Source organism: Cupriavidus sp. GW822-FHT03E04 (assembly GCF_058801495.1).
In genome coordinates, this window is record NZ_JBXANI010000001.1 from 40,757 (window position 1) to 55,577 (window position 14,821).

16 protein-coding genes are annotated in these 14,821 nt (G+C 67.5%); 11 read left to right on the top strand and 5 right to left on the bottom strand.

Going from position 1 to position 14,821, the window contains the following annotated elements:
• Nucleotides 1-104: 104 nt before the first annotated feature.
• Nucleotides 105-719, bottom strand: coding sequence for a dTMP kinase (gene tmk / locus AC1RQC_RS00180; RefSeq protein WP_174426361.1), 615 nt, complete (start codon nucleotides 717-719; stop codon nucleotides 105-107).
• A gap of 8 nt (nucleotides 720-727) precedes the next feature.
• Nucleotides 728-1,723, bottom strand: coding sequence for an endolytic transglycosylase MltG (gene mltG, locus AC1RQC_RS00185; RefSeq protein ID WP_492812594.1), 996 nt, complete (start codon nucleotides 1,721-1,723; stop codon nucleotides 728-730).
• A gap of 189 nt (nucleotides 1,724-1,912) precedes the next feature.
• Here mltG and ygfZ point away from each other — a divergent pair, with 189 nt between their 5' ends.
• From ygfZ to AC1RQC_RS00200, 3 genes are all read left to right on the top strand, one after another.
• A complete protein-coding gene (ygfZ, locus tag AC1RQC_RS00190) occupies nucleotides 1,913-2,908 on the top strand; it encodes a CAF17-like 4Fe-4S cluster assembly/insertion protein YgfZ (RefSeq protein WP_492829937.1) in 996 nt (331 codons plus the stop codon).
• A gap of 25 nt (nucleotides 2,909-2,933) precedes the next feature.
• Nucleotides 2,934-3,224, top strand: a complete 291-nt coding sequence (locus AC1RQC_RS00195) for a DUF4936 family protein (RefSeq protein ID WP_150990383.1) — start codon at nucleotides 2,934-2,936, stop codon at nucleotides 3,222-3,224.
• Between the two features lie 114 nt (nucleotides 3,225-3,338).
• Entirely contained in the window at nucleotides 3,339-4,166 is an 828-nt protein-coding gene (locus tag AC1RQC_RS00200) for an NRDE family protein (RefSeq protein WP_477133963.1), read from the top strand.
• A 17-nt stretch (nucleotides 4,167-4,183) separates the two neighbouring features.
• Here AC1RQC_RS00200 and AC1RQC_RS00205 read toward each other — a convergent pair whose 3' ends face one another.
• Nucleotides 4,184-4,666 (bottom strand): hypothetical protein, encoded by a 483-nt coding sequence (locus AC1RQC_RS00205; protein WP_492374855.1) that lies wholly within the window; start codon nucleotides 4,664-4,666, stop codon nucleotides 4,184-4,186.
• 93 nt (nucleotides 4,667-4,759) lie between these two features.
• A complete protein-coding gene (locus tag AC1RQC_RS00210) occupies nucleotides 4,760-5,659 on the bottom strand; it encodes a LysR substrate-binding domain-containing protein (protein WP_492812599.1) in 900 nt (299 codons plus the stop codon).
• 156 nt (nucleotides 5,660-5,815) lie between these two features.
• On the opposite strand from AC1RQC_RS00210, the gene AC1RQC_RS00215 reads away from it, so the two are divergent.
• A complete protein-coding gene (locus AC1RQC_RS00215) occupies nucleotides 5,816-7,087 on the top strand; it encodes an MFS transporter (protein ID WP_492829961.1) in 1,272 nt (423 codons plus the stop codon).
• A 20-nt stretch (nucleotides 7,088-7,107) separates the two neighbouring features.
• Here AC1RQC_RS00215 and AC1RQC_RS00220 read toward each other — a convergent pair whose 3' ends face one another.
• Nucleotides 7,108-7,533 (bottom strand): GNAT family N-acetyltransferase, encoded by a 426-nt coding sequence (locus AC1RQC_RS00220; RefSeq protein WP_492376300.1) that lies wholly within the window; start codon nucleotides 7,531-7,533, stop codon nucleotides 7,108-7,110.
• A gap of 202 nt (nucleotides 7,534-7,735) precedes the next feature.
• Here AC1RQC_RS00220 and AC1RQC_RS00225 point away from each other — a divergent pair, with 202 nt between their 5' ends.
• The 7 genes from AC1RQC_RS00225 (at nucleotide 7,736) to denD (ending at nucleotide 14,790) form a co-directional block, all read left to right on the top strand.
• A complete protein-coding gene (locus tag AC1RQC_RS00225) occupies nucleotides 7,736-8,488 on the top strand; it encodes a FadR/GntR family transcriptional regulator (protein WP_492376301.1) in 753 nt (250 codons plus the stop codon).
• A 49-nt stretch (nucleotides 8,489-8,537) separates the two neighbouring features.
• A complete protein-coding gene (gene ltnD, locus AC1RQC_RS00230) occupies nucleotides 8,538-9,434 on the top strand; it encodes an L-threonate dehydrogenase (RefSeq protein WP_416048650.1) in 897 nt (298 codons plus the stop codon).
• 11 nt (nucleotides 9,435-9,445) lie between these two features.
• Nucleotides 9,446-10,750 carry a 3-oxo-tetronate kinase gene (otnK, locus tag AC1RQC_RS00235; RefSeq protein ID WP_492829935.1) on the top strand — a complete coding sequence of 435 codons (1,305 nt, stop codon included), beginning with the start codon at nucleotides 9,446-9,448 and terminating at the stop codon, nucleotides 10,748-10,750.
• A complete protein-coding gene (otnC, locus tag AC1RQC_RS00240; protein ID WP_267603086.1) occupies nucleotides 10,747-11,385 on the top strand; it encodes a 3-oxo-tetronate 4-phosphate decarboxylase in 639 nt (212 codons plus the stop codon). The genes otnK and otnC overlap by 4 nt, the downstream gene beginning before the upstream one ends.
• A gap of 194 nt (nucleotides 11,386-11,579) precedes the next feature.
• Nucleotides 11,580-12,911 (top strand): MFS transporter, encoded by a 1,332-nt coding sequence (locus tag AC1RQC_RS00245; RefSeq protein ID WP_492376303.1) that lies wholly within the window; start codon nucleotides 11,580-11,582, stop codon nucleotides 12,909-12,911.
• A 57-nt stretch (nucleotides 12,912-12,968) separates the two neighbouring features.
• Nucleotides 12,969-13,751 carry a 2-oxo-tetronate isomerase gene (gene otnI, locus AC1RQC_RS00250; protein ID WP_492376304.1) on the top strand — a complete coding sequence of 261 codons (783 nt, stop codon included), beginning with the start codon at nucleotides 12,969-12,971 and terminating at the stop codon, nucleotides 13,749-13,751.
• Nucleotides 13,752-13,800: 49 nt separating this feature from the next.
• A complete protein-coding gene (denD, locus tag AC1RQC_RS00255; protein ID WP_492812607.1) occupies nucleotides 13,801-14,790 on the top strand; it encodes a D-erythronate dehydrogenase in 990 nt (329 codons plus the stop codon).
• The last annotated feature ends 31 nt before the right edge of the window (nucleotides 14,791-14,821 follow it).

Here is a 14,821-nt window from a genome sequence, read left to right on the forward strand (position 1 = left end):
TTAGGGTTGAAACTTCGTGTAACTATGCACGTGGGGCGAGCAATAGGCGATGGCAGGCTCGGCCAACCCCATCACTATCAATATTCCCGAATCACGCTGCCAATTCAAAGCGTTGCGAGGATTTTCTCAAGCTCTACCTGAATCTCGGGAATGCTCCGGGTCGCGTCGATGACCCGGAAACGCTGCGCGGATTCCGCCGCGCGGCGCAGGTATTCCTGCCGCGTGCGCTCGAAGAAGGCACGCGACTCGGCCTCGAACTTGTCGGGCTCGCGTGCGCCGGCCAGGCGCGCGCTGGCGGTTTCCAGCGGCACATCGAACAACAGCGTCAGATCGGGCTGCAGGCCATCCTGCACCCAGGTCTCCAGCACTTCGAGCCGTGCGCGCGGCAGGCCCCGGCCACCGCCCTGGTAGGCAAAGGTGGCATCGGTGAAGCGGTCGGAAACCACCCAGTCACCGCGCGTCAGCGCGGGTTCGATGACTTCGGCAATATGTTCGCGGCGGGCGGCGAACATCAGCAAGGCCTCGGTTTCGAGATGCATCTTGCGGTGCAGCAGCAACTGCCGCAGATCCTCGCCAAGCGGAGTGCCGCCGGGCTCACGGGTGGTAACGACCGATGCATTACCTGCCAGGCGGGCGCGCAGGCGGTCCGCCACCCACTCCACGTGGGTGCTCTTGCCGGCACCGTCGATGCCTTCGAATGTGATGAATTTTCCGCGCATGGGGAGACTTATTTGCCGCGCTGGTATTTATCTACCGCGCGGTTGTGTTCGGGAAGCGAGTTGGAGAAATGGCTGCTGCCGTCGCCGCGCGCCACGAAATACAGTGCGTCGGACGGGGCCGGCGCGGTGGCGGCGGCCAGCGAGGCCAGCCCGGGCAACGCGATCGGGGTGGGCGGCAGGCCGTTGCGCGTGTAGGTATTGTAAGGGGTGTCGGACTGCAGGTCGCGCTTGCGGATATTGCCCTCGAACGCCTCGCCCATGCCGTAGATCACCGTGGGATCGGTCTGCAGCATCATGCCCTTCTTGAGGCGGTTGACGAACACGGCCGCAATCAGCGCTCGCTCGGCCTGCTGGCCGGTTTCCTTCTCCACGATCGAGGCCATGATCAGCGCATCATAGGGCGACTTGTACGGCAGGTCAGGCGCCCTGGCGTTCCAGGCGTCGGTCAGGCGCCGCTGCATGGCGCGATAGGCATGCTTGTACAGTTCGAGATCGCTGCTGCCGCGGGCAAACAGGTAGGTGTCGGGGAAAAACAGGCCCTCTGGCGCCGGCTCCGGCGCGCCGATGGCCTTCATCAGCTCCGCGTCCGACAAGCCGCGGCTATCGTGCTTGAGCGCCGGATGCGCATCCACGGCGGCGCGCATCTTGCGGAATTCCCAGCCTTCGATGACGGTCAGCACATAGTGGTTGACCTCGCCCCGGGCGATCTTGCCGATCACCGACAGCGGCGTGGCGCTGCTGTCGAACTCGTAGCCCCCGGCCTTGAGGTCGGCGCCATGGCCGGTCAGCCGCACCAGCAGCGCGAACAGGCGGGGGTCCATCTGCACCCCGCCACGCTGGATCTGGCGGCCAACACTGGCCACGCTGGAATTGGGCTTGATCACCACCTCAATGGGCGAGGCTGTCAGCGCGAGCGGGCGATTGGCCCACCAGGCAAAGGCGCCGGCGGCGGCAATCGTGAAAATCACGGCGACCAGCAGCAGCCGCAGGAAAAGACGTTTCATGTAAAAGAGAAAGTAGCGGCGCACAATGCACCGCGGCAAAGCCGGGCTCACCCAGTGTCGACCATGGGCATCCCGGCTGAAATGGCGACAGCCTCATATAATACCGGGAGCCTTGCACCTTTAGCCGCTTGTAGCTCCTTGCACCTTCCATCCGGCGCTCCCGTGCGCCCCTTGCTTGCGATACCTGCCATGAATGCCCCTGCCCCAGACCGTGCCACCCAGTTCGAAGCCGTGCGCCAAAGCGGAGTCGTCTGCCGACCTGCGCACCTGGGCCTGATCCGGGTTGCCGGCGAAGACGCCGGCAGTTTCCTGCATACCCAGCTGACCAATGCCGTGGATGACCTGGACGCCGGCACCGCCCGCCTGGCCGGCTACTGCTCGCCCAAGGGACGGCTGCTGGCCAGCTTCCTGATGTGGCGTGACGAGGAAGGCATCGTCCTCCAGTTGTCCGCCGACCTGCAGCCCGCTATCCAAAAGCGCCTGTCGATGTTCGTGCTGCGCGCCAAGGCCAAGCTGTCCGATCTCACGCCGGCCCGCGCCGTGCTGGGCGTCGCAGGTGCCAATGGCGCCACCGCCCTGCAGGCGGCCGGTCTGCCCGCCCCGGCCGAGCCCTGGGCCAGCGCCGCGGCCGCCAGCGCCACCGTGATCCGGTTGCCCGACGGCGCCGGCCTGCCACGCTGGCAGGTCGTGCTGCCGGCCGAGCAGGCCGACGAAGTCCAGGCTGCGCTGTCGGCGCAGCTGGTGCCGGTGGATGCCGTGGTGTGGGACTGGCTGGAGGTGCAGGCCGGCGTGCCGCGCATCGCCGCAGCCACGCAGGAGCAATTCGTGCCTCAGATGATCAACCTGGAACTGGTCGGCGGCGTGAGCTTTCGCAAAGGCTGCTATCCGGGCCAGGAAATCGTTGCGCGCAGTCAGTACCGCGGCACGCTCAAACGACGCATGTGGCTGATCCACGGCGAAGGCGAGGTGCCGGGCGCGGCCACGGAGATCTTCCGCCCCGAGGATCCTGAGCAGCCCTGCGGCATGGTGGTCAATGCGGCCGCCGCGCCACAAGGCGGCTGGGATGGCCTGGCCGAACTGAAGATCGATGCGGTGGGTGGCGCCCTGCACCTGGGCAGCGCTGCCGGCAGCCCGGTGCGCGTGGGCGAGCTGCCCTATGCGGTCCCCTTCGGCGACGCCGCCTGAACCCCTGGCAACACTGGGAATAGCCATGAGCGACCACCTGTACGTCTATTTCAGGGTACCGGAAGCCCGTGCCGATGAGGCCATCGCGCACTGGCACCGCTGGATGGAGACCGTTGCCGAAGCGAGCGGAATTGGTGGTACGCTCTTACGCAGGCCCGAGGCGCGCGACGGCATGCAGACCTGGATGGAAGCCTACGCCGATGTGCCGCCAGCCTTCGACCAGCTGCTCGACGGGCTGTGGCGGCAAAGCGGGCTGCAGCAGTGGATCAGCGGCGAGCGGCAGGTGGAGCGCTTTGTCGATATCGACCAGCTCTGAGCGTTGCCGTGGAACGGCCCCGCCGCGCTGGTCCCTGAATGACGAAGCCGATGATTGAATCGCAGTCAATGCAGTGAATGTGGCAACCGCAGTGAATGCAGCAAAGGAAGCGCTATGTGCTTGATTCTGGTGGCCTGGCAATCGCACCCGGACTATGCCCTGGTGGTGGCCGGCAACCGCGACGAGTTCTATGCCCGCCCGGCGGCGCCCGTGCATTGGTGGGAAGACGCCCCCCAGGTGCTGGCCGGACGCGACATGGCGGAAGTGATCGGCGAGCCAGGCACCTGGATGGGCCTGGCCGGCGACGGCCGCTTTGCCGCCCTGACCAACTACCGCGCCCCGTCCGAAAAACGCACCGATGCGCGCTCGCGCGGTGAGCTGGTTGCCGGATTCCTACGTGGCGACAGCGATCCGCAATCCTATCTGTCCGGGCTGGTGCCCCGCACCGGCGCCTACAACGGCTTCAATTTGCTGGCGTGCAACCTGCGCGAGCTATGGTGGTACAGCAACCGCGGCGCCTCGCCCTATCCGCAGCGCCTCAAGCCCGGCATCTATGGCCTGTCCAACGCCTTGCTGGATACGCCGTGGCCCAAGGTGCGCAGCCGCGTCGGCGCGCTCGCCGAAACACTCGCCGCCGACACCGGCCTGGCCGGCGCCAGCATCGAACCCTATCTCGACCTGCTGGCCAACGATCGCCAGGCCTTGGATTTCGAGCTTCCGCGCACGGGGGTGACCCCGGAGTGGGAAAAACTGCTGTCCTCCGCCTTCATCCGCTCGCCCAGCTATGGCACCCGCGCCAGCACCGTGCTGCGCGTGCGCCATGACGGCCGCTTCGAGCTTAGCGAACGCAGCTTCGACGCCAACGGCCGCACCGGCGAGGTGTCCTACCGCGGGCACCTGCGCGTTGCCCGCGACGCCGGCTCGGTGCAAGCGCCGCGCTAAGGCTAAGGCGGGCGCGCTCAGTACTGCTGGGCCGCCAAGCCGGTTGGGCGCAATGCCACGTTCAGCGCCCGGATCGCGGCGGGGTCATTGCGCACTGCCAGCAGCCATGCATCCTCGAAATGCCCGATCTCCAGCAATTGCATGCCGTGCGGCGCCAGTTCGCGGTTGACGTGCGCCAGGTAGAGCGCGGCGGGCTCCATATCGAAATCAAAGTCGTCGCCACCTAGCGGAATGCCGTCTTCGTCGTAGAGGTCGTCGACATCGATGGCCGAGACCCCCGCCGCGCGCAGCGTGGCGAGGCGCGCCACGGCCTGCACGCCCAGCGTGCTGAAATCCTGCCAGTCCACCTTGACCAGGCAATGCTCCGCCAGCCAGGGCTGCAACCATACCGAGAGCAGGCCTTCGCCGGCGGGCGGCTCGCCCGGCGGCGCACGGTCGAGGTCTAGGGCGGGCGTGGCATCGGCCAGGGCCTGGAGCAGGCGGGAACGGATTTCAGACATAGACAAGATCAACGCGAAAGCGACGGCAAAAACAAAGACCGCGATGGTACAGCGTAGGCGGCTGGCTGCAAGCCCCGCAAGTGATCGCTCCATTCAGGCCACAGCCGCCAGCCTGGCCGGCAATGCAGCCCGAACCGCCTCGCTCACGATGCCTGCCAGCCGGGTGGCGGGTGCCTCCAGTTCGGCATCCTTGCGGTAAAGCGCCAGTGCCAGCGAGGGCAATGCAGGCAGCCCGCCCTCGCCCGGCTCCCAGGCCCGCACGGACGGCGGCAAGCCCATGCCGGTGCGGATGGTCAGCCCCAGCCCAGCCCCCGCCCCTGCCCACAACCCGCCCAGGCTCGCGCTGCTGAAAGCCACCCGCCAGGCAATGCCGGCGCGGTCCAGGGCGGCCGTGCCCGCCGAGCGGAAACGGCATGGCGGCTCGAATGCCACCAAGGGCAGCGGTCCGTCGCCCTGCCACGGCGCACGCGCGGCGGCGGGCCCGATCCAGCGCATCGGCAACATCGCCACCTGCTCCACATGCGGCATGCGCACGCCATCGTCCCACGCCAGCGCCAGGTCCAGGCGGCCGGCGGCCACGCTGTCCAGCAGCTCGGTGTTGCGCGCCACGCGTGCCTCGATCTTCACCTTGGGGTGCGCGCGGGCGAACCGGCCGAGCACCTCGGGCAGCAGCACCTCGCCAAAGTCCTGCTGCAGGCCGAACCGCACCCAGCCCTCCAGTGCCACGCCGTGCACGGCGGCCGCGGCCTCGTCGTTGAGTTCCAGCAGCCTGCGGGCATAGGCCAGCATGGTCTCGCCCGCCTCCGTCAGCGCCAGTCCCCGCCCGGCCTTGCGAAAGATCGCCGTGCCCGACTGCTCCTCCAGCTTCTTGAGCTGGGCGCTAACCGCCGAGGTAGAGCGGCCCAGCCGGTCGGCGGCCCGGGCATAGCTGCCGAGCTCCATGCCCACGACGAAGCTGCGCAGTACATCAAGGTCGAAGTTCACCGCTGCCATGTCAAACCATCCTGTTATTTGGGATGTTTAATCAATAATTATCTGATATTCAGGATCATTCTGCGGCGGCAGAATCAGGGCGTCAAGGCTTGCCTATGCCGTTTTCCCAAGGATGATCCCGTGTCCCGCGCTCCCGCCCCGCTCCCGTTTGCCGCTGTGCCTGCCCCTGCCGGCGCAGCCCTCGCCCCACGCCATGGCCCGGGCCATCGCTGGAAAGTGCTGGCCCTCGGCTTCGCGGCCAATGCCAGTTTTGCCGCAGCGTTCTCGGGCATTCCCACCACCGCGGTGCTGATGCGCGCCGGCTACCGGATCAGCGATGGCGAGCTGGGTTTTTGCCTGGGCATGATGGGACTTGGCATTGCGGCGAGCGAAGTGCCGTGGGGCTTGCTGACCGACCGCTGGGGCGACCGCCGCGTGCTGCTGACCGGCTTGATGGCCACCGCGCTGTGGCTGGCACTGATGGCGGTGTTCGTGGCGCCGCTGCCCGGCCATATCCCGGGCAATGCCATGCTGGCGCTAGGCCTGTTGGGTCTGGGCCTGCTGGGTGGCAGCGTCAACGGCTCCAGCGGCCGCGCCGTGATGGCATGGTTCCGCGAAGGCGAACGGGGCCTTGCCATGAGCATCCGCCAGACCGCGGTGCCCGCCGGCGGCGGGATTGGCGCGCTGATGCTGCCGCTGCTGGCGCAGTCCTTTGGCTTTGCCGCCGTCTACGGCGCGCTGGCGGTGTTCTGCGGCGTCACCGCGGCCTTTGCCTGGCACTGGATGCACGAGCCGCCGGCCGAGCCGGCGCGCGCTACGTTGCCCGCAGGCAGCGTGGCCGGCAAGGCAGGGCCCGGCCCGCTGAGAAGCGCGCAGGTCTGGCGGCTGGTGAGCGGCATGGGCCTGATGTGCGTGCCACAAGTGGCTGTGCTGACGTTCGCAACGATCTTCCTGCACGATTTCAGCCACATCGGCATTGCCGCGGCGGGCATGGCCGTGGCGGCGGTTCAGGCAGGCGCTGCCGTCATGCGGGTGTGGAGCGGCCGCTGGACCGACCGCCATGGCAACCGCCGCGCCTATATGCGCGCCTGCAGCTTGCTGACCTTGCTTGTGTTCGCCACGCTGGCGGGACTGACCTGGCTGTGTGCCGCCACACCGGGCTGGCACGCCTTGCTGACGCCGGTGCTGATGGCATGCCTGGTGCTGGGCGGCATCTGCACTTCGGCCTGGCATGGTGTGGCCTTCACCGAGCTGGCGACGATCGCGGGCGCCAGCCGCGCAGGCACCGCGCTCGGGCTGGGCAATACCTTTGCATTTTCGGGCTTTTTCCTGGTGCCGCTGGCGATCCCGGCGATAGCCGCCGGCTATGGCTGGGCGGCCGTGTGGCTGGCGGCCAGCGCGAGCGCCCTATTGGCGCGGCCCTTGTTTGCTCGGCAGGCCCGCGCCTGACGACAAGCCGCCCGTCGCGTTCAGCGCAGCAATTTGCGCATTTCCACGTGAGCAATGCCGGCCTCTTCAAATTCCTCGCCGACCTGCTCGAAGCCCACACGCGCGTAAAACGGTGCCGCATAGCGCTGCGCATTGAGCACCAGCTCAGGGTAGCCAAGCTCCGCGGCCTTGGCCATCAGCGCATCCAGCACCCTGGCGCCGACGCCGCTGCCGCGCGCGGGCTTGAGCACCGCCATGCGGCCGATGTGGCCATCCGGCAGCAGGCGGCCTGTGGCCAGCGCACTGCCGTCCTCGGCCAGCGCCAGGGCGTGCCAGCTCGGCTCATCCCATTCGTCCCATTCCAGCTCCACCGGCACGCCCTGCTCTTCGACGAAGACGGCATAGCGGATGGCGCGCGCGGTATCGCGGGCTTCGGACCAGGGGGCGAGGCGGATGGTGATCGTCATAGTTGTTCGGTGCACAAAGCGCAAAGCGGTGAAAAAACTGCCAGAGGGGCGGACGCCATGATACTCCGGCCACGGCGGGGGCAAGCGACGCCGACCATTGCTGCAATGCCGCATGGAGAAAGGGATAGGGGTAATTCCCGATCCGCACTCTTCACCGAAAATTTGTATGATGACCATATTACCCAATCACCTGAGGCCTCCCGTGTTCCAGAAAGTCCCGGCCCGAGCCCTGACAGACACCGTTGCTGAACAACTGCTGGAGAAGATCGAAAGCGGTGCCTTCGGCCGTGGCGACAAGCTGCCCACGGAGGCGGTACTGTCCGAGGAATTCGGCGTCAGCCGCACCGTGATCCGCGAAGCCATCGCCCGGCTGCGCCACGAAGGCGTGGTGGAATCGCGCCAGGGCAGCGGCGTGTTCGTCACCGAGCAGGCCGGCATCCGGCCGCTACGGATCGACTACACCGATGTGGCCACGCTCGAATCGGTATTGCAGATCGTGGAACTGCGCCGGGCCATCGAGGCTGAGGTGGCCGCACAGGCGGCGCGCGACCGCACCGATGCCAGCATGACGGCCATCGACGCCGCACTGGCGCGCATCGATGCCGAGGAGGCCGCCGGCGGCGACGGCGTGGCGGCCGACGTGGCCTTTCACCGGACCATCGCCGAAGCCACCGGCAACCCGTTCTTTCTCAAGACGCTGGCGTTCCTGAGCCAGTACCTGGAAACCGCCACCCGCGTGACCCGTACCAACGAGGCACGCCGGGCGGATTTCTCGCGCCAGGTGCGCGAGGAACACCAGGCCATCGTGGCCGCCATCCGCGCCGGCGACGCGCTGGCCGCGCGCAACGCGGCCGAGACCCATATGTACAACGCGGCGCGGCGCCTGTCCCATGGCGGACAGCCCGAGACCGCTACCGACCTTGCCGACGCGCCCGCGCGCGGCCTTTCCCACTGATCGACTGATCCGCTGATCCGCTGATCACCGCCCCCTGGCAGGAGTCTTCATGAGCAAATCAATTGGCGTCATCGGCCTCGGCGCGATGGGCAACGGCGTTGCGCACAGCCTGCTGCGCGCCGGCTTCAAGGTACATGCCTGCGACCTGCGGCCCGACGTGCTGCAGCGCTTTGCCGATGCGGGGGGCATCCCCTGCGCCAGCCCGGCCGAGCTCGGCGGCAAATGCGATGTGGTGGTCACGCTGGTGGTCAACGCCGCGCAGACCGAGGCTGTGCTGTTTGGCGAACAAGGCGCGGCAAGCAGCCTGCGCCCCGGCACGCTGGTGATCGCCAGCGCGACCGTGCCGCCGGGCTTCGCCGAGGCACTGGGCAAGCGGCTGGGCGAGCGCGGCATCCTGCTGCTGGACGCACCGGTCTCCGGTGGCGCCGCCCGCGCCGCCAGCGGCGAAATGACCATGATGACTTCAGGCCCGGCCGAGGCCTATGCACTGGCCGAGGACGTGCTGGCTGCCATGGCCGGCAAGGTCTACCGGCTGGGCGACGCGCATGGCGCCGGCTCCAAGGTGAAGATCATCAACCAGTTGCTGGCGGGCGTGCATATCGCCGCGGCGGCAGAAGCCATGGCGCTGGGCCTGCGTGAAGGCGTGGATGCCGATGCCCTGTATGAGGTCATCACCCACAGCGCGGGCAATTCGTGGATGTTCGAGAACCGCGTGCCGCATATCCTGTCGGGCGACTACACGCCGCTGTCCGCGGTCGATATCTTCGTCAAGGACCTCGGCCTGGTGCTCGATACCGCGCGCACCAGCAAGTTCCCGCTGCCGCTGTCGGCCGCGGCGCACCAGATGTTCATGATGGCGTCCAGCGCGGGACACGGCGGCGAGGACGATTCCGCCGTGATCAAGATATTTCCCGGCATCGAGTTGCCGGCGAAGAAGGCTGAGTGAGGCAAGCCAGCATGACTGCACAGAACCCTTCCTCGCGCGCCGTGCTTGGCTGCATCGCCGACGACTTCACCGGTGCCACCGACCTGGCCAACACGCTGGTGCGCAACGGCATGCGCACCGTGCAGACCATCGGCGTGCCGGCGGGCGGCGCGGCGCTGCCCGGCGTGGAGCAGGCCGATGCGCTGGTGGTCGCGCTCAAGTCGCGCACCATCCCGGCGGCCGATGCCATCGAGCAATCGCTGGCCGCGCTGCGCTGGTTGCAAGCCCAGGGCTGCCGCCAGTTCTTTTTCAAGTACTGCTCCACCTTTGACTCCACCGACGCCGGCAATATCGGCCCGGTGACCGAGGCCCTGCTGGCGGCGCTTGGCAGCGACTTCACCATCGCCTGCCCGGCATTCCCGGAGAACGGCCGCACCATCTTCCGCGGCCACCTGTTCGTGGGCGATGTCCTGCTCAATGAGTCGGGCATGGAGAACCACCCGCTCACGCCGATGCATGACGCCAACCTGGTCCGCGTGCTGCAGCGCCAGAGCCAGGCCAAGGTGGGCCTGCTGCGCTACGACGCCGTGGCGCGCGGCAGCGACGCGGCCCGCCAGGCCATGGCCACCTTGCGCGGCGATGGCGTGAAACTGGCGATTGCCGACGCCGTAGGCGATGCCGACCTGCATACGCTAGGCGAGGCGTGCGCTGACCTGCCGTTGCTCACCGGCGGCTCGGGCCTGGCGCTCGGCCTGCCCGCCAACTTCCGCCGCGCCGGCTCGCTGCCGCAACGCGCGGATGCCGACAAAGTGGCGCCGGTGGCCGGGCCGGCCGTGGTGCTGGCCGGCAGCGCGTCCAAGGCGACCAATGCGCAGGTGGCGCAATGGCTTGTGGCCAAGCGCCCCGCCCTGCGCATCGACCCGCTCGCGCTGGCGCAAGGCGCACCCGTGGTTGAGGAGGCGCTGGCCCTGGCGGGCGCCCATGCGGAGCCGGTACTGTTCTACGCCACCACCACGCCGCAGGAGGTCAAATCGGTGCAGGCCGCCCTCGGCGTGGAGCGCGCCGGCCATCTGGTCGAGCAGGCACTGGCGGACATCGCCGCCGCGCTGAAAGCACGCGGCACGCGCCGCTTCGTGGTAGCCGGCGGCGAAACCTCGGGCGCGGTGGTGCAGGCACTGGGCGTGCAAGCCCTGCGCATCGGCACGCAGATCGCGCCGGGCGTGCCCGCCACCGTCACGCTGGAAGCGCAGCCGCTGGCGCTGGCGCTCAAATCCGGCAATTTCGGCGGTGTGGACTTCTTTGACGAAGCGCTGCGCCAGCTTGGAGGGCAAGCATGAGCACCGAAGCCAGCCTGCGTGAAGAAATCTGCCGCATCGGCGCCAGCCTCTACCAGCGTGGCTACACCGTCGGCAGCGCCGGCAATATCAGCGCGCGCATGGAAGACGGCTGGCTGATCACGCCGACCGATGCCTGCCTGGGCATGCTGGACCCGGCCGCCATCGCGAAGGTGGACAGCGGCGGCAACTGGGTGGCCGGCGACAAGCCGTCCAAGACGCTGACCCTGCACCGCGCCATCTACGACAACAACCCCCAGGCCCATGGCGTGGTGCATACGCACTCCACCCACCTGGTGGCGCTGAGCCTGGCGGGCGCCTGGCAACCGGACGATGTGCTGCCGCCGATCACGCCTTACTACGTGATGAAGGTCGGGCATATCCCGCTGATTCCCTACCATCGCCCGGGCGACCCGGCGGTGGCGGCGCGCGTTGCCCAGCTTGCCGCCGAAGTGCGCGGCGTGCTGCTCGCGCGCCTCGGCCCGGTGGTGTGGGAGGCCACCGTCTCGCGCGCCGCCTTCGCGCTCGAGGAACTTGAAGAAACCGCCAAGCTCTGGCTGATGCTCAAGGACAAGCCTGACCCGCTCGACGAGCAAGCGCTGGCCGAACTGCGCGATACGTTCAAGGCGCGCTGGTAGGGACCACGCGCGCAGGTACGACAAAGCCCTAACAACAAAAACACAAGCAAAGCAGAACCGCCCGCCGCCCGCCCTCGCTAACGCCTGGGCCGCGGCAAGGGCAGCGTTCGCCCCCGGTTTGCCGCTAACAACGGAAATCAATCCGGAACCAAGCTGGAACCAAGCCGGGACCAAACCGATATACGGAGACAACCATGCATGCATCCACCCAGGCCGCGCTAACCGGCGCCGGCCAAGACATCGACCGCGACATCGAGAAACGCGCTTACAGCAAGGTGTTCTGGCGCATCATGCCGTTCCTGATGCTGTGCTACGTCATCGCTTACCTGGACCGCGTCAACGTGGGCTTCGCCAAGCTGCAGATGGCGCAGGACCTGGCGTTTTCCGAAACCGTGTTCGGCCTTGGCGCCGGGCTGTTCTTCATCGGCTACTTCCTGTTCGAAGTCCCCAGCAACCTGCTGATGCACAAGCTCGGCGCGCGCGTCTGGATCGCACGGATCATGATCACGTGGGGCATCATCTCGGCGCTGTTCGTCTTCGTGAAGACGCCCACCACCTTCTACATCATGCGCTTCCTGCTCGGCCTGGCCGAGGCGGGTTTCTATCCCGGTGTGATCCTCTACCTGACCTACTGGTATCCGGCCAACCGGCGCGCCAAGATGATCGCGCTGTTCATGTCGGGCATCCCGGTGGCTGGCATGCTCGGCAACCCGCTGTCGGGCTGGATCATGGATGCCTTCCATGACTACGGCGGCATGCGCGGCTGGCAGTGGATGTTCCTGATCGAGGCCCTGCCCGCGCTGCTGATCGGCATCGTCACCGTGTTCGTGCTCAAGAACGGCATCGACCAGGCGCCGTGGCTGGACGCCAACGAGAAGCGCGTGCTCAAGCGCAATATCGAGGAAGACGCGCGCCAGGCTGGCGCCTCGGGCACCGGCCACTCGCTCGGCGCCGTGTTCAAGGACAGCCGCGTCTGGTGGATGTGCATGATCTACTTCTGCTTTGTCACCGGGCAATATGCGCTGACGTTCTGGATGCCCACACTGGTCAAGACCAGCGGCGTTACCGGCAACCTCAATATCGGCCTGCTCAGCGCGATTCCGTTTATCTGCGCCATCGTGGTGATGAACTTCCTCGGCCACAGCGCCGACGCCCGGCGCGAACGCCGCTGGCACCTGATCGTGCCGGCGCTGATGGGCGCGGTGGGCTTTGCCATTGCCGCTTCGTATACCCACAATACCGTGGTGGCCATTGCCGCGCTGTCGCTCGCCGCCGCCGGCGTGCTGACCTGCGCCCCGCTGTTCTGGTCGCTGCCCACCGCCTTCCTGTCCGGGCTGGCCGCTGCCTCGGGCATTGCGGTGGTGAATTCGGTGGGCAACCTGGCGGGCTTTGTGGCACCGTACATGGTGGGCTACCTGACCGACCTCACCCACAGCACGCAGTCGAGCATGTATGTGCTGTCGGGCATGCTGGTGCTCGGCGCCGGGCTGGTCTGGTTCACGCCGGCCAAGCTGGTCAACCGCTAGGCCAAGAACTCAAGAACACAAGAACCCAAGAACAACGCACTTCTCCTGGAGCACCGCATGCCGCGTTTTGCCGCCAACCTGTCGATGATGTACACCGAGCACGCCTTCCTGGATCGCTTCGCCGCCGCAGCGGCAGACGGTTTCAAGGCCGTGGAGTATCTCTTCCCGTACGAGCACGCTGCCGCGGAAATCCGCGCGCGGCTCGACGCCAACGGCCTGGCGCAAGCGCTGTTCAACGCGCCGCCGGGCGACTGGACTGCCGGCGAGCGCGGCATGGCCGCCCTGCCCGGGCGCCAAGCCGAATTCCGCGACGCCTTCGGCCGCGCACTGGAATACGCTGCCGTGATCGGCAATGACAAGATCCACGTGATGGCCGGCCTGGTGCCGGCCGGCGCGGACCACGGGCGCCATCGCGCCTGCTACCTGGAAAACCTGGCGCATGCCGCGCAGGCTGCGGCTGCACAAGGCATCACGGTCCTGATCGAGCCGATCAACGGACGCGACATGCCCGGCTACTTCCTCAACCGCCAGGACGACGGCCAAGCCATCTGCAAGGAAGTGGGCGCGGCCAACCTGAAGGTGCAGTTCGACTGCTACCACTGCCAGATCGTGGAAGGCGACCTTGCCGTCAAGCTCAAGCGCGACTTTGCCGGCATCGGCCACATCCAGATTGCCGGCGTGCCCGAGCGCCACGAGCCGGACCTGGGCGAGCTGAACTACCCGTACCTGTTCGACGTGATCGATGGCCTTGGCTATGACGGCTGGATCGGCTGCGAGTATCGTCCGCGCGCCGGTACCTCGGCGGGTTTGGGCTGGCTCAAGCCTTACTTGAAGGCCTGAGCGGCCGCTGTCTCCATGCCGCCCACGGCGGCACAACAGGAAAACGAACATGCAAGTACTGATCACCGGCGGGGCAGGCTTTCTTGGCCTGCAACTGGCCCGCCAGCTGTTAAAACGCGGCACCCTGGACATCGACGGCAAGCCCGTCGCCATCGCGGGCCTGACGCTGCTCGACGTGGTAGCACCGCCTGCGCTGAACGACACGCGCGTGCGCGTGGTCACCGGCGACTTGTCGGATCCCGCCGTGCTTGCGCAGGCGATCGACGAACACACCGGCGCGGTGTTTCACCTGGCGGCAGTGGTCAGCGGCCAGGCCGAGGCGGATTTTGACCTGGGCATGCGCGTGAACCTGGATGCCGCGCGCGCGTTGCTGGAAACCTGCCGGGCGCTTCACGTGAAACATGGCAGCCGGCCACGCGTGGTGTTCACCAGTTCGGTGGCGGTGTACGGCGGCACCCTGCCCGCTGTGGTGCAGGACGATACCGCGCTCAATCCGCAATCCTCCTACGGCGCGCAGAAGGCCATCGGCGAGCTGCTGCTGTCGGACTACAGCCGCCGCGGCTTTATCGACGGCCGCGTGCTGCGCCTGCCGACCATCAGCGTGCGGCCAGGCAAGCCCAATGCCGCGGCATCGTCGTTCGCCAGCGGCATCATCCGCGAACCACTGGCAGGCGTTGCCGCCAATTGCCCGGTCTCGCCGGAAACGCCGCTGTGGCTACTGTCCCCGCGCGGGGCGATTGCCGCGCTGGCGCGGGGCATGGAGATCGATGGTGCCGAGCTTGGCGAACGCCGGACGGTGAACCTGCCCGGCTTGTCGGTCACGCCCAAGGAGATGGTGGCGGCGTTGCGACGCGTGGCCGGCGACACCGTGGCGAATCGCGTGAGCTGGGAGCGCGAGGCGCGCATCGAGAATATCGTCGGCACCTGGCCTGCCGCATGGAATACGGAGCGCGCGCTGGCGCTGGGGTTCCAGGGCGACGAGGATTTCGATGCAGTGATCCGGGCTTATATCGAGGATGCGGGCATAGCGGCGCGTTGAACCCGCAGACGCGTCTTGGCGGCGCTGGCTT